General features: G+C 59.2%; 19 protein-coding genes. 9 read left to right on the top strand and 10 right to left on the bottom strand.

Going from position 1 to position 26,327, the window contains the following annotated elements; genetic code table 11:
• Positions 1 to 118: 118 nt before the first annotated feature.
• Both uvrC and VM554_15895 read left to right on the top strand, forming a co-directional pair.
• The gene (gene uvrC, locus VM554_15900; GenBank protein ID HVJ09862.1) at positions 119 to 2,023 is read left to right on the top strand and encodes an excinuclease ABC subunit UvrC; all 1,905 of its coding nucleotides are present in this window, start codon (positions 119 to 121) and stop codon (positions 2,021 to 2,023) included.
• Between the two features lie 27 nt (positions 2,024 to 2,050).
• Entirely contained in the window at positions 2,051 to 3,538 is a 1,488-nt protein-coding gene (locus VM554_15895; GenBank protein HVJ09861.1) for an amino acid permease, read from the top strand.
• Between the two features lie 24 nt (positions 3,539 to 3,562).
• Here the strand turns inward: VM554_15895 and glgA are convergent, their stop codons facing one another.
• Positions 3,563 to 5,017: a glycogen synthase GlgA gene (gene glgA / locus VM554_15890; GenBank protein ID HVJ09860.1), complete on the bottom strand. Its 1,455-nt coding sequence runs from the start codon at positions 5,015 to 5,017 to the stop codon at positions 3,563 to 3,565.
• Between the two features lie 150 nt (positions 5,018 to 5,167).
• On the opposite strand from glgA, the gene rsmA reads away from it, so the two are divergent.
• Positions 5,168 to 5,962: a 16S rRNA (adenine(1518)-N(6)/adenine(1519)-N(6))-dimethyltransferase RsmA gene (gene rsmA, locus VM554_15885; GenBank protein ID HVJ09859.1), complete on the top strand. Its 795-nt coding sequence runs from the start codon at positions 5,168 to 5,170 to the stop codon at positions 5,960 to 5,962.
• 65 nt (positions 5,963 to 6,027) lie between these two features.
• Here rsmA and VM554_15880 read toward each other — a convergent pair whose 3' ends face one another.
• From VM554_15880 to VM554_15860, 5 genes are all read right to left on the bottom strand, one after another.
• A complete protein-coding gene (locus VM554_15880) occupies positions 6,028 to 7,701 on the bottom strand; it encodes a DUF6600 domain-containing protein (protein HVJ09858.1) in 1,674 nt (557 codons plus the stop codon).
• A gap of 141 nt (positions 7,702 to 7,842) precedes the next feature.
• Positions 7,843 to 8,517, bottom strand: coding sequence for a hypothetical protein (locus VM554_15875; protein HVJ09857.1), 675 nt, complete (start codon positions 8,515 to 8,517; stop codon positions 7,843 to 7,845).
• A 3-nt stretch (positions 8,518 to 8,520) separates the two neighbouring features.
• On the bottom strand, positions 8,521 to 9,027 hold the full coding sequence (gene ruvC / locus VM554_15870; GenBank protein ID HVJ09856.1) for a crossover junction endodeoxyribonuclease RuvC: 507 nt from the start codon (positions 9,025 to 9,027) through the stop codon (positions 8,521 to 8,523).
• A gap of 81 nt (positions 9,028 to 9,108) precedes the next feature.
• A complete protein-coding gene (locus tag VM554_15865) occupies positions 9,109 to 9,879 on the bottom strand; it encodes a thiazole synthase (GenBank protein ID HVJ09855.1) in 771 nt (256 codons plus the stop codon).
• A gap of 419 nt (positions 9,880 to 10,298) precedes the next feature.
• Positions 10,299 to 11,096 carry an ATP-binding cassette domain-containing protein gene (locus tag VM554_15860; protein HVJ09854.1) on the bottom strand — a complete coding sequence of 266 codons (798 nt, stop codon included), beginning with the start codon at positions 11,094 to 11,096 and terminating at the stop codon, positions 10,299 to 10,301.
• 49 nt (positions 11,097 to 11,145) lie between these two features.
• On the opposite strand from VM554_15860, the gene argJ reads away from it, so the two are divergent.
• From argJ to VM554_15840, 4 genes are all read left to right on the top strand, one after another.
• The gene (gene argJ / locus VM554_15855) at positions 11,146 to 12,369 is read left to right on the top strand and encodes a bifunctional glutamate N-acetyltransferase/amino-acid acetyltransferase ArgJ (protein HVJ09853.1); all 1,224 of its coding nucleotides are present in this window, start codon (positions 11,146 to 11,148) and stop codon (positions 12,367 to 12,369) included.
• A 228-nt stretch (positions 12,370 to 12,597) separates the two neighbouring features.
• Positions 12,598 to 13,461, top strand: a complete 864-nt coding sequence (locus tag VM554_15850; protein ID HVJ09852.1) for a thiamine pyrophosphate-dependent enzyme — start codon at positions 12,598 to 12,600, stop codon at positions 13,459 to 13,461.
• Between the two features lie 298 nt (positions 13,462 to 13,759).
• Positions 13,760 to 15,730: a capsule assembly Wzi family protein gene (locus VM554_15845; protein HVJ09851.1), complete on the top strand. Its 1,971-nt coding sequence runs from the start codon at positions 13,760 to 13,762 to the stop codon at positions 15,728 to 15,730.
• 138 nt (positions 15,731 to 15,868) lie between these two features.
• Positions 15,869 to 17,662, top strand: coding sequence for a capsule assembly Wzi family protein (locus VM554_15840; GenBank protein ID HVJ09850.1), 1,794 nt, complete (start codon positions 15,869 to 15,871; stop codon positions 17,660 to 17,662).
• Between the two features lie 58 nt (positions 17,663 to 17,720).
• Here VM554_15840 and gpmI read toward each other — a convergent pair whose 3' ends face one another.
• The 3 genes from gpmI to eno all read right to left on the bottom strand — a co-directional run bounded on the left by gpmI (position 17,721) and on the right by eno (position 21,644).
• A complete protein-coding gene (gene gpmI, locus VM554_15835) occupies positions 17,721 to 19,334 on the bottom strand; it encodes a 2,3-bisphosphoglycerate-independent phosphoglycerate mutase (protein HVJ09849.1) in 1,614 nt (537 codons plus the stop codon).
• A gap of 150 nt (positions 19,335 to 19,484) precedes the next feature.
• Positions 19,485 to 20,072, bottom strand: a complete 588-nt coding sequence (locus VM554_15830) for a DUF2059 domain-containing protein (protein HVJ09848.1) — start codon at positions 20,070 to 20,072, stop codon at positions 19,485 to 19,487.
• Between the two features lie 279 nt (positions 20,073 to 20,351).
• Positions 20,352 to 21,644, bottom strand: coding sequence for a phosphopyruvate hydratase (gene eno, locus VM554_15825; protein HVJ09847.1), 1,293 nt, complete (start codon positions 21,642 to 21,644; stop codon positions 20,352 to 20,354).
• A gap of 453 nt (positions 21,645 to 22,097) precedes the next feature.
• Here eno and VM554_15820 point away from each other — a divergent pair, with 453 nt between their 5' ends.
• Together VM554_15820 and VM554_15815 are read left to right on the top strand one after the other, a co-directional pair.
• Positions 22,098 to 23,045: a hypothetical protein gene (locus VM554_15820; protein ID HVJ09846.1), complete on the top strand. Its 948-nt coding sequence runs from the start codon at positions 22,098 to 22,100 to the stop codon at positions 23,043 to 23,045.
• A gap of 112 nt (positions 23,046 to 23,157) precedes the next feature.
• The gene (locus VM554_15815; GenBank protein HVJ09845.1) at positions 23,158 to 23,628 is read left to right on the top strand and encodes a VOC family protein; all 471 of its coding nucleotides are present in this window, start codon (positions 23,158 to 23,160) and stop codon (positions 23,626 to 23,628) included.
• A 42-nt stretch (positions 23,629 to 23,670) separates the two neighbouring features.
• Here the strand turns inward: VM554_15815 and VM554_15810 are convergent, their stop codons facing one another.
• On the bottom strand, positions 23,671 to 26,127 hold the full coding sequence (locus VM554_15810) for a protein kinase (GenBank protein ID HVJ09844.1): 2,457 nt from the start codon (positions 26,125 to 26,127) through the stop codon (positions 23,671 to 23,673).
• Between the last annotated feature and the right edge of the window lie 200 nt (positions 26,128 to 26,327).

Genomic DNA, 26,327 nt, shown 5'->3' with positions numbered 1-26,327 from the left:
GTTAGAGTTTTACCTCATGAACGATTTCCACAGAGCATTTTTTACGTGTTCGCGCGCATTCCTCGCAAAAGTCGCTATCGAGGGGAAAAAGCTAAACTGAGAGAAGGCCCCTTCAGCGATGGATCTCTACGAGAAAATTCGGACTCTGCCAACGCGCCCTGGCGTGTACCTCTACAAGAATGCGGACGACGAGGTCATCTACGTCGGTAAGGCCAAAAACCTGCGGGCGCGTGTCCGATCCTATTTGTTGGAGTCGTCCCAGGCGAACGCCAAGACCGGCACCTTGATGCGCGAGGCTGTCGATCTGGATTACATTCTCGTCGACAACGAGCACGAGGCTCTTGCCCTCGAAAACAACCTGATCAAGCAGCGTAAGCCACGCTTCAACATCCTGCTGCGCGACGACAAGACCTATCCCTACGTAAAGCTGACGCTGGGCGACCGTTATCCCAAAGTATTTGTAACGCGGCGATTGCGCAAAGATGGCAGCGCGTATTATGGCCCCTATTTCCCCGGCAACCTGGCCTATCGCATCGTGGAGTTGATCCATCGCAGCTTCATGCTTCCAAGTTGCAAGATCGATCTATCCCGCTACCACGCACGTCCTTGCCTGCAATATCACATCAAGCGATGCCTGGGGCCTTGTGTCGAGGGGTTGACCACGCCGGAAGCGTATCGCGAAGCGGTGCGGGACGCGCAACTCTTCCTCGAAGGACGGCAGAGCGAACTGGCAAAATCCCTGCAGGAACGCATGCAGGATGCGGCAGAGGCAGAACAGTTTGAACTTGCCGCTAAGTACCGGGATCTTCTGATCACCGTTGACCAGGTGGCCGAGAAGCAGCGAATGGCCGCAGCGGAGGGGGATGACGCCGACGTCTTCGGCTACCACTACGAGAACGGAATGCTGGCTGTAAATCTCTTCCACGTCCGGGGCGGAAAGATCGTGGATCGCCGTGAATTTTTCTGGGAGCAATTGCCCGAGCTTGTCGAGCCCGACGAGACCGTCGAAGAAACAGAAGCGGTTGCGGCCGAGCCCGCCAGCCGTCCGGAGTTCGATGCTGGCCTCTTCTTCTCTGCCCTGTTGAAGCAGATCTACATCGATCAGCATTACGTTCCTCAGCACATCTATCTGCCCGCGGACTTCACCGACCGGGCGAGCCTTGCCGGGCTGTTGAGTGAGCGAACCGGCCGGAAGGTTGAGCTTGCGGTACCGCAACGCGGAGACAAGCGTTCGCTCGTAGACCTGGCCGGGCAGAATGCCAAGCAGAGCTATGATCAGCGCTTCCGTGTCCTGCAGCCAACACAGAAGATGATTCAGGAGTCTCTGCAGGATGCGCTGATGCTTCCCGAGCTGCCGCGCAGAATCGAGTGCTTCGACATCTCGCATATTCAGGGAGCGGAGACGGTGGCCTCGATGGTGGTGTGGGAAGACGGCGCAATGAATAAGTCAGCCTACCGCAAATTCCAGATCAAAACCGTGGAAGGTGTCGATGACTTTGCCTCCATGCGTGAGGTAATCGAGCGCCGCTACAAGCGGCTGCAAGAGGAACAGAAGCCCATGCCAAGCCTGATCCTGGTGGATGGCGGGCTGGGGCAGTTACACGCGGCAGCGGCGGCGCTAGAGGAGCTTGGCCTGGTAACCCAGCCCCTGGCCTCGATCGCCAAGCGCGAAGAGATCATCTATCTCTACGGCCAGGAAGACGAGCCTATCGTTCTCGACCGCCGCTCCCCGGTGCTGCATCTGGTGCAGCAGATTCGCGACGAATCGCACCGCTTCGCCATCACCTACCATCGCAAGCGCAGGGAGATGCGGGACCGCGATTCCGACCTGTTGCACGTTCCCGGCGTCGGCGACCGTACCCGTGTCCGCCTGCTGCAACACTTTGGCAGCCTGAGCAGCGTGAGAAACGCAGATATGGATGCGCTGACTGCGGTGGTTCCCCGGGGAACCGCAGAGAATATTCATAAGTATTTCCATCCTGTGGAGACGGCGCCCGGAAATCCGGAGGATGCTCGCGAATAGCCGAGGGTTTGCAGGCTTCGCAGCCCAATGTCACCTCTTTCCGCTGCCGCTCAGGCGCAGTCTGACGTTCGCGGCGTGCTAATCTCTGGAAACCCGGGCGTGGAATTCTCCATGCCGGAGAGACAGGCATTGATTCAAAATACGTTCGACCAGAAGACGAAAGCAAGGGCTCTGCCGCGCGTACTGGGCCTGCCGCAAGCGACCGCCATTGTTGTGGGCACCATCATTGGCAGCGGAATCTTTCTGGTTCCGCAGGAGATGATGCGCGCCGTGGGCTCCTCCAGCCTTGTCTATCTGGCCTGGATCACCGGCGGCGTACTCTCGCTCTTCGGCGCCATGACCTACGCCGAGTTGAGCGCAATGATGCCGCAGGCCGGAGGCGAATACGTCTATCTGCGAGGCGCCTATGGCGACCTGCCCGCGTTTCTTTACATGTGGACGTGGTTCGCAGTGGCAAAACCGGCATCCATCGCCAGCGTAACCATGGGCCTTGCGCGAACGCTCGGAACCTTTGCTTCTCTCGCGTGGCTGGACGCTCCGGCGCTGCACGCCCCGCTATGCATCACATGGGCGCAGATCTTTGCCATCGCCGTAACCTGGCTCATCACTGGACTGAACTACATCGGCATTAAGAAGGCGGGAGACTTCCAGCTTTTCTTTACCTGGCTGAAGGTTCTGCTGATCGTGGTCATCGTTGGCTTCTGCTTCACCAGCAGCCAGGGAAGCTTCAGCAACTTCCGAACGGTGTTTGCCGCTTCACACGGCGGCTTTAGCGGATTCATGATCGCGATGATTGCCGCGCTATGGGCCTACGATGGCTGGAACGATCTGACGATGGTTGCGGAAGAGGTGAAGCGTCCGGAGCGGAATCTCCCTATCGCCCTGATCGCCGGTCTTTGCGTAGTTGGCATCCTCTACATGGCGACCAATGCCGCGATCCAGTACATTCTTCCCGCCAGCCAGGTTGCGGCATCTCCCCGGCCCGCGGTCGCCGCTATGCTCGCCGTTGCGGGATGGCGGGGTGGGGCGCTGGTATCGGCAGGAATGGCGCTGAGCATATTTGTAACTTTGAATGGAACAATCATGTCGGGTGCGCGCATTCCCTTTGCCGCCGCGCGCGATGGCCTGTTTCCGCGCAGAATGGCGGCCATCCATCCCCGCTTTCACAGCCCTTCGACATCGCTCGTCGTGCAGGCAATGCTCGCTTCCCTGCTGCTGATTGTGGTCGGACGCTTTCAGCAACTCTTCGAGTTGGCCATCTTTGCGGAGTGGCTGTTCTACATGGCCACGGCAACAACGGTCTTCGTCTATCGCCGGAGGCAACCCGAGCGCCATCGGCCCTATCGTGTCTGGGGATATCCGCTTCTGCCCGCGCTCTTTGTCGCCGGAGCCGGAGTGCTGCTCTATTCGTCCTTCAGCAGCAACATACGGGGCTCTCTCATCGGAACGGCGATTATTCTGCTCGGCCTCCCGCTGTATCTCATCTTCCGGCGTACGCCGGTTCAGGACGCGTAGCTCCACAGGCTGCGGTCTGGCAATTCAGGATCGCCGCCGTGCTACCTCCTCGTAGCATGCGACATACTCCTGCGATGGCTTCTCCCAGCTATAGTTCTGCACCATACCGTTGCGCATCAACTTCTGCCAGCCCTTCTTGTTCTTAAAGGCCGCCAGTGCGCGCCGCAATGCTGCCAGAAATCCGGCAGGGTCATAGTCTTCAAACTTAAAACCCGTCCCGGTCCCGTGCTCCGCGTCCCATTCCTGAATCGTGTCGTCCAGTCCACCCGTAGCACGCACCACGGGCACGGCTCCGTATCGAAGCGAGTAGATCTGGTTCAGCCCGCAAGGCTCATAACGCGACGGCATCAGGAACATGTCCGAACCCGCCTCCACCTTGTGAGCCAATGCCTCGTCGTACATCACCTTCACCGAAAACTTTTCCGGATACCGCTGCTGCAGATCTTTGAATAAATTTTCGTAGTAGGGCTCGCCGGTTCCCAGGGCCACCACGAACAGATCTTCGCTAAAGATCTCCGCAGCCGCCTGCTCAATCAGGTCAAAGCCCTTCTGCGTGGCAAAGCGGGAGACGATGCCGATCACCGGCGTCTGGTCACCCACCTGCTTTGCTCCGAAGGCATGCAGTACATCGCGACGGCACTCCTGCTTGCCCTTCAGGTTCCGCGCCGTGTAGTGTCCGGCTATGTTGCCATCCGTGGCCGGATCCCACTGTGCATAGTCCACTCCGTTGAGAATGCCGTGCAGATCCGCAGACCGCTTGCGCAGGATCGGATCCAGTTGATTGCCAAACTCCGGCGTCTGAATCTCTTCCGCATAGCGACGGCTGACGGTGGTGATGATGTCGGAGTAGACAATTCCACCCTTGAGAAAATTGAAGTTGTTGTACTGCTCCACGCGGTCCATCGTGAAAACGTCCCAGGGCAGCAGCAACTCTTCCGTAGTCGCCGGCGGAAACGCCCCTTGATACGCGGCGTTGTGGATCGTCAACAAGCAGCCGGACCGAGACAATGCAGGATCAAAGTAGTAAGTCGTCCGGAGGTACACCGGCAACATTGAGGACTGCCAGTCGTGCACGTGGAAGACATCCGGAACGCCAAGCTGCTTGGTGCTCTCCAGCACCGCACGCGCGAATAGCCCAAAGCGCTCTGCGTTGTCGGGATAGTCGCCGGCGGAAGTGCCATAGAGGAATTCGCGGTCGAAGAGTTCGGGGCAATCGATAAAGTAGTGCTGCACTCCGTCGTGCTCGCCACCATCGACTACCGTCACAAAGCGGTTGTAATACACAAAAGGAATCGTCAGCGACGGTATGGCCACGCGGCGCTCGGTAAGGTGCTTTTGCACCTGCCGGTAGAGTGGAATATAGACTGTAACCTTATGCCCAAGTTTCGCTACCGCGGATGGCAGTGCTCCAACAACGTCCGCTAATCCACCGGTCTTGGCATATGGGACGCACTCCGACGCAGCAAAAACTATGTGCATGAATCACCGCTCCAGTAAAAGACATGTCTAGAACTTCTTCCCGCAGGGGCACGGGAAGACTCAGAACTGAAATATCTCTACAAAAGCGTAGTCTAAATGAATGCTGGTGCAAGATGCATCAATCAGCGCCGAGGTACATCCACAGAATTCATGGCTTTAAAACCGAAACTAGGACAAAACTTTCTCATCGATCCCGGCGCGGCAACAGGCATCGCAGATGCACTGGGAGACATTTCACAACAGACTGTTGTCGAAATCGGCCCTGGACGAGGCGCGATTACGCATCACCTCGCTGCACGAGCCGCTAAGCTGGTCGCGGTGGAGCTTGATCCTACCCTCGCAGCGAAACTGCGGGAAGACTTCGCGGATCGGCCATCGGTGGAAATCGTGCAGCACGATATCCTCACGCTCGAACTTGCCTCTCTTCTCCGCGCGCCAGATGAAAAACTGATGATCGTCGGCAACCTGCCGTACTACATCACCTCGGATATCCTGCTACGCCTCTTTGACCAGGCAGAGGTTCTGTCACGAGCGGTACTCATGGTGCAGCGCGAGGTCGCGGATCGCGTCGCCGCTTTCCCCGGCACTCGGGACTACGGCCTGCTCTCGACCACGACGCAGTTGTATGCACGCGTCGAGAAGCTCTTCACTCTGCCTCCGGATGCCTTCGCGCCTCCACCGGATGTGTACTCCACGGTCTTCCGCATGAGCATCCGGCCTCGCTTTGCGGAGCTGGGGGTCAAGGCCGATGAGTTCCTGCCGCTGCTGCGCCAGTGCTTCGCGCAGAAGCGCAAGACCCTGGCAAATAATCTGAAGGCTGTTGGCTATGATGCGGAGACCATCCGGAAGGCTCTCGCGGAGAGCGGGATCGATCCCCATGCGCGGGCAGAGGCGCTATCGCTTGAGACTCTGGCCCGCCTGCATCTCACGCTCTACAAGCAATGATTCAGCCGTACGGCAAAAGGAAAGGGCCATCGAATCCGATGGCCCCTTCTGTCCTTGTTGACTGCTTATCTGGGGCCCAAACCGACTCGTCCTGCTGACGGCGGAGCAGCCATAGGAGGCGGTGGGGAGAAATGCACCGGCGGAGGCGGTGGTGGCGAGTAGCGCGGCGCCGAGTATGACGGCGGAGGACTCGGTCTCGGAGCCGGCGTAATGGCTCTCGGCGGAGGCGCAGGAGCGACAACCGACGGTCTGGATGGCATGGGCGTCACAGTCCGCGGCGATGGCACCGGCGTCATTCCGGGAGAACTCTGGGCACCACTCCTCGGCGTAGTTGCTGTCGAAGCTCCACTCTGGGCAGGGTTATAAGGCGCGCGTGTACTCGACCCGACGGGGCGAGGCTGCACAGGTGCGGTCGGACCTGGCGTCGCTCCGGTGGGACTTGAAGGACGAAGCCCGGTTTCTACCTTTGGAGACTGCAACCGAGGCTGTGGCTGCAAGGGATGGATTACGACACCATTGATGACCCTCGCATGCTGCTGCGACTTGTCCGGTTGCTCCGGCGCGATCAAAGTCGCCTGCGGTCCCCGATTCACGCGGATGAACCGATTCGCCGGTCCCGAGCCGTTGGAGGCGACCGCGCGAGACGGGTGCGGACGCGGCGGCGGATGATAGCCCTGCGGTCCGTTGACGATCACGACACTTCCCGGGTACCACCCAAGGCCGCAGTTGTTCGGCATCCAGCCCCAGCCAAACATGTCGAAGTAGTTCCAGTTGCCGCAGCGATAGGGCAACCACCCCCACGAGTATCCCGAGATCCACATGTATCCTGAGCCCGGATAGTAGCCCCAGTACCCTGATCCATAAGGATCCCAGCCAGGACCCGCTCCATAGGGAGACCAGACATTTCCGTACCCAGGGACCGAGTACCAGCCCCCATATTGGTCGAGATCGTCCCAGCCAGGACTATAGGAGTTCCCCATCGCGGCGTTTGCTTCCGTCCGCTTCATCGCCTGCTGGTCGAGTGCCTGGTCCCGGTCGCTGTTCCATTGATCCCAGGATTGAGGAGGGACTCCCTGCACCAGGAAGTAGCGGGCTGGATCCACCGGGTCGAAACGAATCGTCTCCTCGGCATGAACATCGACGGAGAGCGAAGTGCCGCCAGTTATGTGGACATTTCCATCCAGCACACCCAGCTCCGCCGGCTTGGCATCCGCGTCCATCCGGATCGTGGCCGAGCTTTCCACCGGAGTAATGGTGTAAGAGGAGTAGAGAAGCGAATTCTCGCCGCCCCGCGAGCGCAGCTCAAAGTAGCCCAAGCCCGACAGCAGTTCTACCTGCGTGACCGACGCCCCCTCCAGCCCGCGCTCAATCTGATTCAGGCTCATAGAACTGTTCGGCGTGATCCGGGCGATGCTTCCATTGTCAAACTGAACCTCGGCACGACCATCCTGCCCGGTCTGCAGACGGGAGCCTTCCACCAGCGGCATATTCGGGACTGCCTGCTCGAATTCCGTCTGATCGCCCCGCAAAACCTGCACGCTCCCATCCACATGGCTCAAGCGTGCCATATGGGGCTGGCGCTCGGATTTGCGCGGACCCGCGGATGCGTACCCGCTAAGCGAGAGGAGCACCAGCAGCACGACAGCCGGCAAAAACGTCAGGAATGATTCGGATGCATGAGAACCACGGCCGAGGTAAGAATGCGAGCAAAGAAGCTTCAGGAACTTTGGGTGCCTCACGAGGAGCACCTCCATTTCAGGGCCTTTACCGATCCCTGGCTATATTAGACCCGAAGTGCCGGCATTCGTTCCGCAGTCTTCTGACCGCAGGGGAAAATCCATATGTGCTGGGCGAAAGGTGGGATGGGCGACCCCGTGATATTAGTGCTGGCCGCCATTTAACAGAACCGTAGCCCGCTGACGGGCGCGATTCAGGACGCCCGGATCGGAGGCGATCTCCTGCAGAGTGGTGCGGATATTCTGTAATTCAAGAGCGCGGCCCAGCGATACGCTTTCAGCCAGCGACGCAAGGTCAGCGTCCAGGCTCAGGCGGTCGTATTGGTGGTCCACTTCCAGGTGGTGGCCGATCTCAAGAGCTGAAGCGATAGATTGCAAAGTATCGCTAAGTTGCTGAATTTGCTTAATCTTTGAATAGTTAAAAGTGCAGGATCCTTTGCCGTCCGTACCCTCGTACCCGAGGACCTTCTTTCCCTGGAACGCAATCCTCCCCACACCCGTGGCCTCACAGCCCACGTTGAAGAGTTTGTGCTCACGTGCTACAGAAAACATCATATGCAGCGTTGCCGGGGATATGGTGATCTCCTGCTTGAAGGGTTTGCCATGGCCCGCTGCGGCGCCGGTCACGATGCCATCCGGCGACTCATACGTGCCGGTGCCATCTTCGCGAACACTCAAGAGGTAGCGAGGTGGCACCAGATTGGCGTTCTCATAGGCGTAGGTGATGACTGCCCCGCGGGAAGCGACCTGAGTAGTCTCCTGGGACGGGGCCGCCACGGAGAGGGCGAACGCAAAAAGAACCCCATAAATTGCACGCATGCTTCAGCGAGCTCCTTGCAAACCAAGTGTCTGAGCCGTGTGGATGTGAGTGATCGCAATGGCCAGCGCGTCGGCGGCGTCGGCTGGTTCCGGAGTGCAATCCAGGGATAGCAGACGCGCCACCATGAACTGAACCTGTTCCTTCTTGGCCAGCCCATAACCGACAACGGAGGACTTGATTTTCAGCGGTGCATACTCGGCGACCGGCAGGTTCTGCATCGCCGCGGCCAGCAGCGCCACTCCGCGGATCTGGCCCAGCTTCAAGGCGGATTTGGCGTTGACGGAGTAGAAGACCTCTTCAATCGCCACAACATCCGGCTGGTAGACCTGCAGCAGCGATGTCAATTCGGCATACACCAGCGCCAATCGTTGCGGCATGGTCTGGCTTTTGGGCAGGCGAATGCCGCCGAGAGTGCGAGCAACCAAGCGCGGCTCTCGCAAGGCGTCGTTCCACTCTACAACGCCGTAACCGGTACATTCGGTTCCGCAATCAATCCCGAAGACACGCATTTAACGATGAGTGTACCGCAGCATCCGCGGGTGGAGGAGTGTTCCTCGCGGTCCACCCACGTGTAAGGTCGATGCTCGCCCTTATCGGGACACGCCTTCAAGCGGCGAACTTGCCGTGGCATACAGCTTGCGCGCCATGCGTCCGGCCAGGTATGCCTCACGACCAGCGAGCACGGCGTGCATCATCGCCTCCGCCATCAGCACCGGCTTGGCGGCGTGCGCAATTCCGGAGTTCATCAGCACCGCATCGGCTCCCAGCTCCATCGCAAGCGCCGCATCGGAAGCAGTACCCACCCCGGCATCTACGATCAGCGGAACCTCGGTTATCAACTCGCGGAGAATGCGCAAGGTTGCCGTATTCTGAATCCCCATTCCACTGCCGATCGGCGCCCCGAGAGGCATGACAGCAGCCGCTCCGGCATCGATCAGCCGTTTCGCAAACACAATATCATCAGTAGTATACGGAAGAACTGTAAAGCCTTCCTTTACCAGTACCCGAGTAGCTTCCAGCGTTGCTTGAACATCGGGATAGAGCGTCGCCTGATCTCCAATGACCTCGATCTTGACCCAGTCCGAGAGCCCAACTTCCCGGCCCAGCCGCGCAGCGCGGATCGCCTCATCGGCGGTATAACACCCGGCTGTATTCGGTAGCAGGAAATAGCGCTTGGGATCGATGTAGTCCAGCAAGGATTCCTTGGAGCGATCCAGGTTGACGCGGCGGACGGCCACAGTGACCATCTCGGCTCCCGAAGCTTCAATGGCGGCCTGAGTCTCCGGGCCATCCTTGTACTTTCCGGTTCCGACAATCAGACGGGATTGAAAAGCTCTTCCTGCAATAACGAGGGGTTCCATACCGCTATTGTAAGACCGGATGTACGCGGCATGACAAACGAGAAAATCGACGGAGACGATTTTCTCTCCAATACTTCCACTCCCTTGAGCGTCCAATGGCAAACTTGGAGTCATAAAAGTGATGGGCTCGCTGCCATCTCTGGCGGCGAGCCCATCACCGGTGAACTGTTGGGTTTGACCTGAGGCATCCGCGCCTTCAAATCCCGGGAGTACGGGATTGAAAGTGGGCCTCGGCGAGTGGATTGCGGTTTCGCCAGGTCTAGAGCGCAGAGCCCTAAGCCTCAGTCACCTCACGTTGATTCCTGCAACAACTTGGTTCAATCTTCATAGGCTGGATCATCCTCCTTTCCCGTGTACCTGCAGATTAGGCCGGGAGGGCGCGCCCGTCAACCGCCCTATCCACGGGGTAAAAACTCCCTTTACCAGGAATAAAAAAAGCCATCCCGCTCGGCTACATCCACAGGTACGCCGAAGAGCATCTGCAAGGAAGCCGGAGTCAACATCGACCTCTTGGAGCCATCGCCGGCGATACGGCCCTCCTTCATCAGCAGCACCCGTTCCATCTCGGGGATAATGTCCGGCAGGTGGTGCGTCACCATCAGGATTCCGGTTCCCTCCCGGGCAAGGCGCCGCAGCATCTCGCGCAGCTCCCGCTGGGCTGCCAGATCCAGCTCATTCGATGGCTCGTCGAGCAGCAGAGTCCGAGGCCGATGGACCAGGGCTCTCGCAATCAGGATGCGCCGCTTCTCGCCGCTCGACATCTTCCCCACCAGTTTGGCAGCAAGATACTCCGATGTCAGCCTCTCCAGGGCCTCATGCGCCCTCATCTTCATCTCATCCATCACTTTAAGGTTCGGCCATAAAGTGGACGCAGAAAAGAAGCCTGCAATCACAGCATCGAGGCCGGTGGTCCTCTGGGTCTGCACGCCGGGCAGGCCGGACTGGACCACCCCAAGATGCTTGCGCAGCTCGGTCAGATCCCATCGCTCCCGCCCGTAGATGTTGACCTGCATGCCGGGCCGGACAATCGGATAGCACTCACAGGCGATCGTCTTGATCAGGGTGGATTTGCCACAGCCGTTCGGCCCCAGAATCGCGACGTGCTCCCCCGCTGCAATGTTCAGATTGATGTCGTGCAGGACGATGGATTCGCCACGGGCGACGTTGACGTTTCGGAAACGCAGAAAATCGGTTGCAGCTTCTGGTACATGAGCCAACAGGTTTCTCCTCGAACACCAGCAACTTGATAGAGTAAAAGGGCTCACCATGAACTCGACAACTTTTCTCTCCGACGACGCCGTACCGGGCGGTTTTCTCTTTTCTGCCGTGAGGGCCGGCCTGAAGGCCAGTGGCCGCTCGGATTTTGCCTGCATCGTAGCCCCCGAGCGTGCCAGCGCCGCAGCCATGTTTACCGCGAACCGGGTCATCGCCGCGCCCCTGATCGTGGATAAGATCCACCTGAGCCGAACAGCGGGCCACATACGGGTAGTGGCGATCAATGCGGGCAACGCGAATTGCGCCACCGGCGAGGCGGGTCTGGATGCAGCCAAGCGTGTCTGCGGAGCCGCTGCCGAAACCTTCGGCTGCCAGGACTATGAGGTCTTCCCTTCCTCAACCGGGATTATTGGCGTGCCGCTGCCCGCGGAGAAGCTGGTGGCGGCCCTGCCGAAGCTCCAGGCGGATATGGGAAGCAGCGCCGAGCATCTGCACCAGCTCGCCCTGGCCATTATGACCACGGATACCCGTGAGAAAGTCGCCGCAGCTACCCTCGATGTCGGCGGCAAGAAAGTCCGCATCGTGGCCGTAGGAAAAGGCTCAGGCATGATCGGGCCTCAGCTCATCCCGCACGCCACCATGCTGGTGTATATCCTGACGGATGCCCAGGTGGAACCCGCCGCCCTCGACACCTTTCTGCAGGCAGCGGTCAAGGTCAGCTTCAACTGCATCTCGGTGGATGGGGACACCTCCACCAATGACACGGTTCTGCTCCTGGCCTCGGGTGCAAGCGGAGCCGCCATCGATGCTGCCTCCGCGCCCGCGTTCCAGCAGGCGTTGACGCAGGTCTGCACCTCGTTGGCCAAGCAGGTTGTCTCCGATGGCGAAGGCATCACGCATATGGTGGAGTTGGAGATCGATGGCGCCCCCAGCGACGCCGACGCGCTCACCGTGGCCAAGGCCATTGCCCACTCCCCGCTCGTCAAGACAGCCTGGGCGGGATGTGACCCCAACTGGGGTCGCCTGCTCTCCGCCGCTGGAGCCTCTGGCGTGGCCATCGATCCGGCGAAGATCGACGTCTGGTTTGGCGATCTGGAGATCTGCCGCGATGGCGGACGCTCGCCACGCTTCGATGAAGCCGCCGCACACAAATACCTGATGCAGCGCGAATACCGGATCCGCCTCTCGCTGGGTATCGGCGCGGGACGCTGCCGATTCTGGACGACGGACCTCACGACCGAGTACGTCCACATCAACGCGGACTACTCTACCTAAAAGGTCTTTCCATCACTGCACCATTTTTGGTGCAGAGTGTTCCGGAGCCGCATGGCTCGTGGATTTCCCAGCGTTTGTACCGAGCTTTGCACAAGCTTTTTCACACTTTTGTGCAAATCCCACGTGCACACATTTGCAGGCAATAGCCCACCGACCGCGGAACGCCACAACCGCTTGCGATGGAGCGACGCCCCTCCATTTACAATCCACCCGAGGGTCTCTGCACAGATGGCTACAAGCGGTACAACCAGGGTTCAGAAAAAGCCTGCTGCAACGGCGGCGAAGAATGGCTTCTCGCTCATCAGCGATAACAAGCTGAGGCAGATCTACACAGCGATGCTCCAATGCCGGGTAATGGAGGAGCAGGCAGCCCAGCTGCTGCCGAGGAGTGCGCGCAACGGTAACTCAACCGTGGGACACGAGGCTACAGTCGTTGGCGTAGCAGTCGATCTGCTCCCAACGGACACGATTGCTCCGGCGAATCTCGATCGCAGCACGAGCCTGATCCAGGGCATTCCACCCGCGGCGATTCTTGCGCCATTCGTCGGCCCGGCAGCATCCGGTAATGGCTCGCAGAACGGCCGGACGCGGCCTGCGACCATCGCAGCGCAGATGAAGGCTGCCACCCATGCCGCTCTTGAGAGCAAGAGACTGCATCGCAGCGATATCGTCGTCGTCTTTTCTGGAAAGGGACCCGCAGCGATCAAAGCCTGGGACAGGACGCTGGATTTCGCCGGCCGCCACCACCTGCCCATGGTCTTCGTCGCGCAGCAGGATCTCGCAGCCGATCCCGCGCCGGGCAAGCGGCAGTCCGGCGCACCCGACGTCAGCCGCCAGGCGGAGAAATCTGGCTTTCCCGGCATTCCGGTGGATGGCAATGACGTGGTCGCCGTATACAGAGTGGCCTTTGAGGCGATTACGCGGGCTCGCCAGGGCGGTGGACCGACGCTGATCGATTGCAGGCCCTCCTGGCCACTGGTCGATCCTCTACGCCTGATGGAGGACTACCTGACACGCAAGGGACTTTTCAGCGAAAGGCGAAAGCAGACGGCTCTCGAAAACTTTCAGAGAGAATTGTTGAAGAGGCCGTGATCCGGTAAACCGTGCTCCAGCAGTCTGGGCAATCGAGCCGGACCGCGTGGGGAGCCATGTGGAACAGCAGAGTTGGAAGCATCTGCTGCGTCCAACAGCAATGGCGCTTTTCCCGGATGATGGGATCGCGAGCTGACCGGCTCCCATGCCCATCGTTTGACCCCGGAGTACGCTTTCAGTAGGTTGGAGTAAGCGTGGAGTAACCTCTGAACGATTCTGCCTGTGACCATTTAACTATATTCATTGCTGAAAACGTGCTGCCATTGGAGCAGGCGTAAACAGAAGAACCAGTCTTGAGGTGCAAGTGAGATTTCTTTGTTTGGCCAGTTTTGTGGTGACGTGTGTTTCTGTGGTTCCGGCGGCAATGGCGCTTCCGCTTGAGAGCGAATTATCTCCGGTTGCCGCGATGCCTTTTCAGCAAAGCACTCCTGCTGCGCAGCCCCAGAGTGAGACGCAAAACACCCCCAGGTCGGACGATCCCGGCGAGGTTGAGGTGAACCCGAAGCTACCTGAGGGCGCTCCCCCGGCTCCGGCAACGGAGCAGCAGGAGACGACCCCACAGACGGCCCCACAGACGGCCCCCAGCAGCCCGGCGGTCACCCCTGAAGCTCCAAGCACCCCCCAACCGTCAGGCAGCCCCAAATCTGCTGGAGCGAAAGAGAATCCCCCGCTGCCCAAGGTGTACAAGCCGAGCGACCCTGTTCGCCATATCAGTTCTGCAGGATCGACCTATATCCCCATGGATAGCTGGATGTATCCAGCTCTGGACCGTCTTGCGGGGCTGGGATACATCGATACGGCATTCTTCGGAGAACGGCCGTGGACGCGTTTAAACGTGGCCCACATGCTGGAGATCACAGAAACGAAGCTGGATGACAACCCGCAAGACACGGTTGCGCGGGAGCTCTTCAGTTCCCTGCAGAGCGAATTGCTAACCGACCTCCGCGCTCCCCAGGTGAATGCTCACGTTGAATCGGTTTACGGCAACCTGCTGCAGATTGGCGGCCAGCCGTTGACCGATAGCTTCCACTTTGGGCAGACGATCATCAACAACTATGGAAGGCCCTATGCGGACGGCTTCAACCTGCAACTGGGCGGCAGCGCGCGGGCGGAAGCCGGCAGGTTCACCCTGTATGTTCGCGGCGAGTATCAGCACGCTCCCGGCCTGGCCGCCGAGCCGCTGAGTGTGCAGTCAGTGACCTCCATCGCGGACTCCAACATTGGTGTGCCCAACTCCTTTGCCACGGGGACGCGTGACAACTTCCGCATTCTCAACGCCTATCTCGGATATCACGTATGGGGAACCGAAATCTCCGTTGGCAAGAGTGATATGTGGTGGGGCCCGGCTCAAGGCGGTGCGATGCTGTACAGCAACAACGCCGAGCCCATCTATATGCTGCGCATCAATCGTGTCGAACCGCTCTACATTCCATTCTTGTCGCGCATCATTGGAACGATTCGTACCGACAACTTCTTCGGCGATTTCAAGGGACACCGCAGTCCTAACAATCCCTGGGTATTTGGCAATAAGGTGAGCATTCACCCTACCAAGGATCTTGAGTTCGGCTTCTCGCGGACAGACGAGTTTGCCGGCAAGGGGTATCACCCGCTCACCTTTGGAAACTTCTGGAACAGCTTTACCAGCGTAGGCGATCAGCCGAACGCGGGAGAGAGAGCCTACGACGTTGGCGACCGTCGCGGTGGATTTGATTTTCGCTGGCGGCTGCCATTCCTGCGCAAGAGCGTGACCATCTATACCGACTCCATTTGCGATGATGACCCATCGCCGCTGGCCAACTTCCGCCGATCTTCGTGGAGACCGGGCATTTACATCTCGCACCTTCCAGGCGCTCCCAGGTTCGATCTCCGCTTTGAAGCTCCCTATTCGAACCAGGCGCATAGTGCCGGCATCACCTACACCAACCATGCCTACAAAGATGGGTATACCAATAAGGGCTTTCTGGTTGCCGACTGGATCGGACGCGACAGCACCGGATATCAGGGCTGGCTCACCTACTGGCTCTCCCCACGGGAACAGGTGCAGGCGCAGTATCGCGACTCCAAGATCGACACCCGTCTGTGGGCGGGCGGAGGATCGCAGACAGACTTCAGCGTGAAGCTGGTTAAGCGTCTGTCGCGGAATATCGAATTGAATACCAGCGTGCAGTATGAGCGCTGGTGGATTCCGCTGCTGCATACGGGCAAACAGAGCGACGTATCCGGGAACCTGCAGATTACGTGGTATCCCAAGATAGGCCTTTCCCGCTAAACGCCGATATAGACGACAAGAAGGGGATTGAATCTGAATCTAAGAATCTTCGAATCCCCTTCCCTTCTGGCGGGTTCTCCACGTGCAACGGTTTGATTTATTTCCCGAGCTTTCGGGTTCTTGAACACTGAGGTAGGCGTGAAGCTGCTTTCTTTTGCAATGCCACTGATGGCGGGAGCTCTTTTTCTGCCCGCCGCATGTATGTTTTCCCAGGAGTCCGCCGGTACCGCTTCGAGCGTCCCGCTGGCGGCGCAAGGGCCTTTGGGATCCCACATCCCCGTGGCGCCATCCCACTCGCAGACACTCCAGCCCATCGAGCCCATTCCTGACCTTTACCAGATGGGGTCGCCTTATATCCCTGTCGATAGCTGGATCTATCCTGCTGTCCTTCGCCTCTTCTCTCTTGGCTATGCAGATTCGGCCTTTATCGGCCTGCGCCCGTGGACGCGGGAGAGCACGAGGAATATCCTGCGCGAAACCGCGGACAAACTCGACGATGGTGAAAACAACGAGGAGGCGCGTGAGATCTATGCGGCCGTTCGCCGCGAGCTGATGAGAGATCCGGAGGCCACGGACAACACCGTGGGATGGGCGCAGCTTGAATCCGTGTATACACGGATCCAGGGCGTTTCGGGCACGCCGCTCAACGACAGCTTCCACGCCGGCCAGACCTTCATCAACGATTACGGCAGGCCCAATCGGGAAGGGCTGAACAACGTCACTGGATTCAGTGCGGCGACGGAAGCCGCGGGGCGGTTCTCCCTCTACGTGCGTGGGGAATATCAACATGCTCCCTCTGCGGCTGGCTACTCGTCCCAGGTATCCGAGGCGCTCTCGGCCATTGACCAGGTTCCCTTCGGTCCGGCACAGGCCACCCTGCCCACTGGCCCGATCGCGGATGCCAACGTCTTCCGCATCGTGGAGGCGAACCTTTCGGCGAGCATCCTGCACAATGAGGTCTCCTTTGGCAAAAGCGATGCGTGGATGGGCCCTGCGCAGGGCGGCAGCATGGCTTACAGCAACAATGCGGAGAACATCTACGCATTTCGCATCAACCGCACCGAGCCTGTCTATGTTCCGGGACTCTCGCGCATCACGGGGCCGTTTCGCTATGACTTCCTCATCGGCAGCCTGAAGGGCCATACCTACCCCAACGATCCCTGGATGCACGCCGAGAAGATCAGCTTCAAGCCCACGCGAAACCTCGAATTCGGCTTTGAGCGCACCGTCATCTGGGGCGGCAAGGGACATGTTCCCATCACTCTCCACAGTTTCTTTAAGAGCTTCTTCAGCTTCCAGAACGTAAGCGTAGCGGAGAAGAATTCACGCAACGATCCTGGGGCGCGCTTTGGTAGTTTCGACTTCAGCTACAGGCTTCCGTATCTTCGCGATTGGGTGACGCTGTACACCGACTCCGAAGTCCACGACGACGTCAGCCCCATCAGCGCGCCACGGCGCTCCGGTGTCCGGCCCGGAATTTATCTCGCCAAGTTCCCCCGTCTGCACCAGTTGGATTTGCGTGTGGAAGGAGTCTCAACCGACCCTGTCAGCCAGTCCACCACCGGCGGCAAATTTCTGTATTGGGAGAATGTGCAGCGCCACGGGTATACCAACAAGGGCATGATGTTCGGGGATTGGATCGGGCGCGAATCCAAAGGGGGTCAGGCGTGGCTCACCTACCATCTGAGCCCGAATGAGTCCATCCAACTCTCCTACCGGCGGGTCAAGGCGCCCAAGGATTTCGTGCCACTTGGAACCACGCAGAATAATGTTTCGCTCGCCATGGTCAAACGCATCAAGCCGGATGTAGAGGTGCATGCCTCGGTGCAATACGAGCAGTGGAAGGCACCTTTTCTCTCCACCGGCACCCAGAACAACTTCGCGACAACAGCCCAGGTTATCTGGTATCCACGCCACACCGTTCGTTTCTGATCCGCGAATAGAAGAGGCCCTCATCCCAGCCAGGATGAGGGCCTTTGACGTTGGTGCCTTACGCCTTGGTCAGTATCTGCCTCAGATCGCCACCCGTCATCTGCTTGGGCAGATGCAGATCGAGCATGGCCAGCAGCGTCGGAGAGATGTCGCGCAGAGAGCCATCCGTTCGCAGACCGATGGTCTTTGCCGCTTCGCTGATCAGGATCAACGGCACCGGATTGGTGGTGTGAGCTGTGTGCGGACCTCCGGTTACGGGATCGATCATCTGCTCGGAGTTGCCGTGATCAGCAGTGATGATCATGGAGCCGCCCTTCTGCTTCAGCTCCCGATAGATCCGGCCGAGCTGGCTATCAATCGTCTCGATGGCGCGGATCGTCGGTTCGATCTTGCCCGAGTGTCCCACCATGTCTGCATTTGCAAAGTTCACCACAACCAGATCAAATGCCGTGTCGTTGATGGCCTTGATCACGGTATCGGCGATTGCCTCTGCCTTCATCTCCGGTGCGAGGTCATAAGTGGCCACCTTTAGCGACGGAATCAGGGCACGCTCTTCTCCCGGGAATGGAGTCTCAATGCCGCCGTTGAAGAAGTAGGTGACGTGAGCGAACTTCTCCGTCTCCGCGACGCGCAGATTCCGCAGGTTCGCCTGCGCCAGCACATTCGCCAGGATGTTCTCCATGGACTCCGGCGGGATGACGACGGGGAGCTCATACAACTTGTCGTATTGCGTCATGCACAGGTAGTAGAGATCCTTCGGCGTAATCGACCGCGGAATCGTCGCGTCCAGTTCTTCCGCGCCGGGCAGATCGCGGCCCCCGTTTTTATTCAGCCCGCTATTACGAGCCAGCACCCGGGTAATCTGACGTGCCCGGTCTGCGCGGAAATTGAAGTTGATGCAGACATCCTCATCGCGAATGACTCCGACGGGGTGCCCGTGGGTGTCCACGACGACATAGGGAACCACAAACTCGTCGGTAATTCCATTGTTGTACAGCTCTTTCAAGTGCGCTGCAGGATCGGTGTATTCCCCGCCCTCGGCCTTGCCCTTTACCATCGCGTCGAAGGCCTTCAACTCCCGCTCCCAGCGCTTGTCGCGGTCCATGGCGTAGTAGCGCCCCGAGACGCTTGCGATCTTGCCCACACCATACTCGCGCATCTTCTGCTCGAGGGCTGCAATGTATCCTGCTCCGCTGGTCGGCGAGGTATCGCGGCCATCGAGGAAGGCGTGCACAAAAACCTTCTCCACACCAAGCTTCTTGGCGACTCTCAGAAGCGCATACAAGTGCTCCTGCTGCGAATGAACGCCCCCGTCGGAGAGCAGTCCGAACAGGTGAAGCTGATGCCCTTCGCGGGCGCGCTTCATCGCCGCCACGATCGCCGGATGGCTAAAGATCTCTTCCGACGCAATCAGCGCATCGATCCGCGTAATGTCCATCTGCACAATGCGGCCGGCCCCGATGTTCAGGTGGCCTACTTCGCTATTCCCCATCTGCCCATCGGGCAGGCCCACAAAGTGGTCGGACGCCTGGATCAGCGTATTCGGGAAATCGGTGAGCAGCTTGTCATAGGTTGGCTTGCGCGCCTGCGCGATGGCATTCCCTTTGGTTGCTGGACTGTAGCCCCATCCGTCAAGGATGGTAAGAATGAGCGGTCTTTTCCGAATCGACACGTGTAATTTTCCTCAATCGACTGCAAAGTTTTGGGCGGCAGGTGCCTGTTTTTTGAGCTTGCAAGGTCTCTCTTTAGCTTACTACCGCGCAGGGGAGGTATCCTGTGGCACCCATCACGACCAGTGCCATGCATCATGACCAGTGCAGTGCTAATGCGGTTGGGCGGACGGCTTCGCGTTCGTCGCCGGCGGGGCCGGGTGAGTCATCTCCTCCAGGTCCTTCTTCCGCTGCGTGTCATAGGCTGCCTTTGCATCCAACAGTTCCTGCTGATGACTGGCAAAGACCTCCTGAGCGACGCGTGCGCCCTGCTGCTGGCCGATCCTGGCGGCCTCCGTCATCACGACGGGCGTGGCCTCAAGAAAATGCTGCCCTTCCGGTGTCCGATAGAATGCGATGGCCTTGGTGGCGTCCTCCTGGGAAAGATGCCTGGCGTATGTGGGATAGAGCAGGGCTGGAAAATCAATCTTCACCAGGTTCTCTTCCAGCTCTTTCCAAATGGATTCCGGAATCCACGGCGGAGCGCTGGCACGCTGCATCACCAACGCCTCATGAGCCAGACTGCGAAGCATGGTCTGCGTTCCCACAAGGTTGAAGATCTCCCGCGTCTGTTCCAGCGTGATGGGATGAGCCGGCGAAGTGGCCTCCGCAGACTGGCTGGCCGCAGCCGACGGTTGCTGCGCATGCATTGCAGTGGCGAAAAGGATGACGCAAGATGCCACGATACAAAATCTCTTCATGGGAACTCCCTCCGGCCTTGAACAACTCTTTCGAACGACTCTTTTGCGAGACTCTTTCGACCACTCTTTCGATCTACTCTAGGGTAGTGTATGTCGGCGGGCGGCCTTTCCTGCGCACCTGGCCAGCGGGACGTGGAATCGACCGCGAGGCCCGCTAATAAAGATGGACCGCTGAAAAGGCCGGTCTCCTGGCTGGACGCACTCTTCTCCTGTTCCAAAAACAGCAAAGCGGCGTGGAGAGAGGGCTCTCCGCGCCGCTTTGCCTGTTTTGTGCAGATACTACTCGTCGCAGTTGACGGAATCGCGACCGAGGAACTCCGCCGACTGGCCAAGCTCTTCTTCGATGCGCAGCAACTGGTTGTACTTTGCAACGCGATCCGTGCGTGACGCCGAGCCGGTCTTGATCTGCCCTGCTCCGGTGGCCACTGCCAGATCGGCAATGAAGGTGTCTTCCGTCTCTCCCGAACGGTGGGAGATGATGGAAGCATAGCCGTAGCGGCGGCCCAGCTCGATCGCATCCAGCGTCTCACTAACCGTACCGATCTGGTTGACCTTGATGAGGATCGCGTTCGCCACGCCCTCTTCGATGCCGCGCTGCAGGCGTTCCGTGTTGGTGACGAACAGATCGTCTCCCACCAACTGGACCTTGTCCCCCACCAGGTCGGTGAGAATCTTCCAGCCTTCCCAGTCGTCTTCCGCCAGGCCGTCTTCGATCGAGACGATCGGGTACTGCCGGGTCCAATTCTCCCAGTAGCGCGCCATCTCTTCGCTCGAAAGCTCGGTCTTATCCGACTTCTTGAAGACGTACTTACCGGTCTCCTTGACGTAGAACTCGCTGGATGCCGGATCGAGAGCAATCGCGATCTGCTCGCCTGGCTTGTATCCGGCGAGAGTGATCGCTTCCAGCAGCACCTCAATCGCTTCCACGTTGGACTTTAAAGAGGGAGCAAAGCCGCCCTCGTCGCCGACTGCCGTGTTGTAGCCGCGCTTCTTCAAAACGCCCTTCAGCGTGTGGAAGGTCTCCGCACCCCAGCGCAGCGCTTCCGCAAAGGTTTCGGCGCCCACCGGCATGACCATAAATTCCTGAAAATCGACGTTGTTGTCGGCATGCGCGCCACCATTCAGCACATTCATCATCGGGGTGGGCAGGATGCACGCGTTGACGCCGCCAAGGTAGCGATAGAGCGGCATTTGCAGAGCGGTTGCCGTGGCGCGGGCAGCCGCCATCGAGACCGCGAGAATGGCATTCGCGCCGAGACGGCCCTTGTTGGGCGTGCCATCGATGGAGATCATCGTCGCGTCCAGCAGACGCTGATTCGCCGCATCCATCCCCATCAATTCCGGTGCCAGAATGCTTTCGACGTTCTCTACAGCCTGCAGAACGCCTTTGCCGAGGTAGTGGGACTTGTCGCCATCTCGGAGCTCCACTGCCTCATGCTCACCGGTGGAAGCGCCGCTGGGAACCGCCGCGCGCCCCATTGCGCCATCAGCCAGAACCACTTCCGCCTCAACCGTCGGATTTCCACGCGAATCAAGAATTTCCCGTGCTCGAATTGCTGCAATCTCTGTCATATCACTCCTCAAAATCTTGTGCCGTAAACGGTCTTTTAGTTTGGGACGGCGATCCACGGAAATGAAGTCACCGGCAACGCCGCCAATGGTTTCGATAAAGCTCTCTGGCTTATTCAGTGGAGCGCCCCTTCCATATACTTTGCTGTCCTTCGGCATTCTAACAAAGCGGCGATGGCTGAATTGTGAAGCGCGTCACAGGGGCATCGGCGGCGGGCCAACACCCCACCGGGCAAAAGGCTTCGCGATTGGGCACCATCCTCAGCATTAACCCTTCTGGTGCGCCCCTCCTCAATGTCTCCGGTCTGCCTCGGCTTCCCTGCCCGAGGCTGCCCTAAGATTGAATGGAGGACCCTGCCTCCCCAGGAGCGCGGGATATCAGGGGTGTTTCGACGGAATCGACCGGAGATAGCGCCTTAGCCAGTTCCTCGACGTCCAACATTTTGGAGTACATGCATGAAGAGATATTCGAATCCGATTCTTTTCACCACGATCGCTGTGGCGCTGCTGGCGCAGGCGGCTGGCGCACAGAACCATGCCAAGCCTAGCCCCTACGAGGGCACCTCCCAGCCACCTGCCAATGACACGATTGTGGCTTCTCCGGATACGCCGGTGTTGCAGACCCGGCGTGCACCTGCACCGGTAGCTGCAGCTGCTGTACCTACGCCTGCGCCTGCCGCCTCGGTGCAGCCTGCAAAGCCGGCGGTCAATCCCGATGCCGATATCGTGAATGACGTTCCGCGAGATAGAGTGGCTTCCGCAACGCCTGCCGCCACACTTGAGCCGAGCATCTATGAGCGCTCCACCAATCCGGATGCAGACATTGTTCACGTGGCGCCTGAACGTCCCGGCGAACTGGAAAGCGGGACATTGCTCCGCGTTCGACTGCAGCAGGCTCTCTCCACCTCAACGACGCATGTCGGCGATCCCTTCACCGCGATCGTCATGGCTCCCGTATCCCAGGCCGGCAAGGTCATCATTCCCATGGGATCGGAAGTCCGTGGCCGCGTCGTCTCCGTGCATGCCGGAAAAACTCTGCGCAACAAGCCAACGATCCGCCTGCGTCCCGACGTGGTTATGATGCCCGATGGCTCCCGTTACATGCTGCACGCAGAGGTGCTGCAAACGGAGAGCAGAGGATTGAAAGCGGGCAGCGAAGGCACCATTACTACCAAGTCGCAACTGAAGAAAGATGCCGTCGAGTATGGCCTGGGAACAGGTGCCGGAGCTGTGGTTGGCGCAGAGTTTGCCGGGGGCACAGGAGCACTGGTAGGCGGCGCGATCGGTGCAGGCATCATCACGGTTCACATGCTGATGCAGAATCACCAGGCACAGCTTCCCAAGGATTCGGTGCTCATTTTTGGACTTACCGAGCCGATGACGTTTACAGCAGTGCAGAACTGAAAATATTCGATCCCGGCTGGGGATGGGAGCGCGAAGAGCGCTCCCTTATTTTTTTGTGGCAACACGCTCTCCCCTTCCCCTGCATCCAATTCAGGGCGAGCGAGGAGAAGCCATGAGCCCAGACTCTGCCGGCAAAGTCAGCGCGATTCCCTCGGGATACCACACCTTCACTCCTTACCTGTACATCGACGGCGCCGACCAGGCCATTCAGTTCTACGGGAAAGCCTTCCATGCGAAGGAGGTCTTCCGCATGCACGATGACAAAGGCCGCGTCGCTCATGCCGAAATCCAGATCGGCGACTCCCGCCTGATGCTGTCCGACGAACATCAGGAGATCGGCGCCTATGGACCCCGGCACTATGGGGGCACCACCGTCGGCCTGCTGCTCTACGTGGAAGATGTAGACGCGCTGCATGCGCAGGCGGTGGCGGCGGGAGCCAAGGAAGTACGCAAGCCAACCGATCAGCCCTACGGAGACCGCATGAGCTGTGTCGTCGATCCTTTCGGCCACAACTGGTATCTGGCGACGCACATCGAAGACGTTTCCGCTGAAGAGATCAAGCGCCGAATGCAGAGGAAATAGGCTGACGTCTGTCCGCTGCGTCATCCGTCAGCCCGATTCTGCTTACCCCTCTGCTCCATCGGGCACGTTGCTCAACAGGCGCTTCCAGTTCTTCTGGTTGCGGCGGAAGGACTTCTTCAGATCCTCCAGGATGCGCTCGAAATCGGAGTGCCCATGCAGGCTGTTCCATGCCGGATTCCTTGAGAACCAGGGGTAGTTCTCATTGCCCAGATAGATCGCGCGCCGCAGCCAGTGCAACGCTTCGCTCTCATCTCCCTCCACGGCAAAGTAAGTTGCCAGCCGGTACGCCATCTCGCTGTCCGCCTCTGCGGCGGAGAGAGATGCCTCGTCGATGAACATCGCGGCGCGCTCGCGATCGCCGATCTGCACATAGCAGATCGCCAGCGTGGGCACAGCGATCCGCATGCTGTCGTCTTCATCGATTACCTCTTCCAGGATCTTGATCGCCTCGCGGGTATTGCCCATTCGCATCTGCTGGTAACCCAGCGAGGTACGCAGCAGCGGATGACGCGGCTCCAGGGCAAGTCCCTTCTGCAACTCCTCGTCGGCGAGCTCCAACTGGTTCTGGTAGTGGTAGACGCGGGCCCGATGGTTATAGATCACCGGGGCATTCGAGGGATTCAGCTTCAGCGAGCGGTTGTACTGCTGAAGCGCCTCTTCATACATGCCATCCAGGCGCAGCGTGATCCCTGCAACCAGGTGGACATTCCAGTCATTTGCCGCTGACTGCAACAGGTGCTCAATGCCATGACGGGCGCTCTCCTTCTCGCCGCGGGAGAGCAGCATGTAGACACGATAGAGATTCGACTCCACCGATCCCGGATCCAGTTCGAGAGCCTTGTCGAAAGCGCGGCGTGCCGTCATTACGTGCATCTGTCCGCCGATGCCATGACGAACATACTGCAGATTCGTGATGCCCAGGCCGCTCCACGCCGGGGCAAAATTCGCGTCCTGTGCCACGACGTTCTCGAATAGCTCCCGAGCTTTGTCCAGATCGCTGCGCGAGCCGCTGCGGGACATGAACGAGGAGAGCATGGCGCGCGCCTGCAGGTACTCCTCGGAAAGATTCTCCGCCAGCGGTGCAATGCGTACCTGACGATCCCTATCGGACTGCGGCTCCAGGGACCCGAGGCCCTGCAGCGTCGCGAAGACCTCGTTGGAAATCTCCGTCTGCACGGCGACCAGGTCGAACGAGGGCACGCTGATCGTTCCTCCAGCATGTACGCTCTGCTTGGGCACATCCAGCAATTGCCAGTTCAGATCAAAGCCTTTCTCCGACCGCAGGAAGTTGCCTGTGAGCACATACTGCACCAGCAGCTTCTGTCCAATCGCAAGCGGATCCAGCTTTTGCAGCGGGAGCGGCATCAACGCGCTGGATGGCCGGACCACGAGCGACGGAATACGCGCCAGCCGCGCAGCAATCGAATCTGCCAGCGCAAAACCATAGAGCGGCGCTACCTCTCCCGGGCCGAAGTTCGCAAACGGCAGCACCAGGATCGTGTTCTGCTTCGAACTGGTGTCTGCCGACTCACGGAATCGCTCCGCCAGCATGGAGAGGAATCCCGTTGCACGCTTCTCTGTCTCTGCCGGTGAGACTGGCAGGTTGGCGCCTGCATCTCCAGGGATAACCCCGGTCTCGATCTGCAGTGCCTTCATGATCGTCTTGAGCGCCTCGCGCAGGTCGGCTGCGGAGGAGTAGCGCTCCGCGGGATTCTTCTCCAGGCAGCGAAAGATAACGCTGCTCAATTCCTGCGGCACATTCTCGTCCAGCGGCGGCGGATCCGCAAACTGGATGGCGCGTATGCTCTGAAGCTCCTCCCGATCGGCACGCGCAAAGGGATGCCGTCCGCTGATCAGCTCATAGAGCATCACGCCGAGCGCGAAGATGTCGCTCTGCACGCTGCTTTGCCCGGTAACAAATTGCTCCGGAGCCATATAGGCAATGGTTCCGCCGCGTGCCGTGTAGGTCGCTGCGACGGGCCCTGTCTTGCGGCGCGACTTTGCCGGGTCGAACTCGCCTTCGTCAGGATTGATACGGCGGGCAAGACCAAAGTCGAGGATCTTCACCAGTCCGCCGTCGGTCAGCATGACGTTGGCAGGCTTCAGATCCCGATGGAAGATGCCAAGCGCGTGTGCCGCGCTGAGACCGTCGGCAATCTGGATGCCCACGGAAAGCACCAGTTGCAGGCTTCCCGGTCCCTGTGCGATGAGCTTGTCAAGCGATTGCCCCGGCACATACTGCATGACGATATAGGCTTCTTCGCTGGACTCTCCGACCTCGTAGATTGCGCAGACATTCGGATGCTCAATCGCCGAAGCCAGCCTCGCCTCACGCAGAACCGTGGTTCGCATCTGCTCCAGGGTCAGGGCGCCGCGCTTCAGAATCTTCAGCACGACTGGCCGCATTAGCAGCAGATCGGTTGCCAGGTAGACGATGCCGCTACCGCCTGCGCCAAGACGACGAATCAGTTCATAATGCTCGATTACCCGACGCTTCATACATGTAAGTCTAACGGGTCCGCTTGTGCGAATCGTTGCAGGACGAAGAAACCCGCCGGGCTGCGCATTGTTTCATGGCTTCGCCACCCTAAAAAAATCGATCCAGGCAACCTCTCTGGCCTCCCATGAGGCACCCGGTTCCTTTTTGCATCGCGGCTTGCGTCGAGATACATTTCCAGCACAGCGAAAAATCCAGTTTC

This window comes from Acidisarcina sp., from assembly GCA_035539175.1.
Lineage (GTDB): Bacteria > Acidobacteriota > Terriglobia > Terriglobales > Acidobacteriaceae > JANXZS01.
This window is presented reverse-complemented; position numbering and strand designations above follow the sequence as displayed.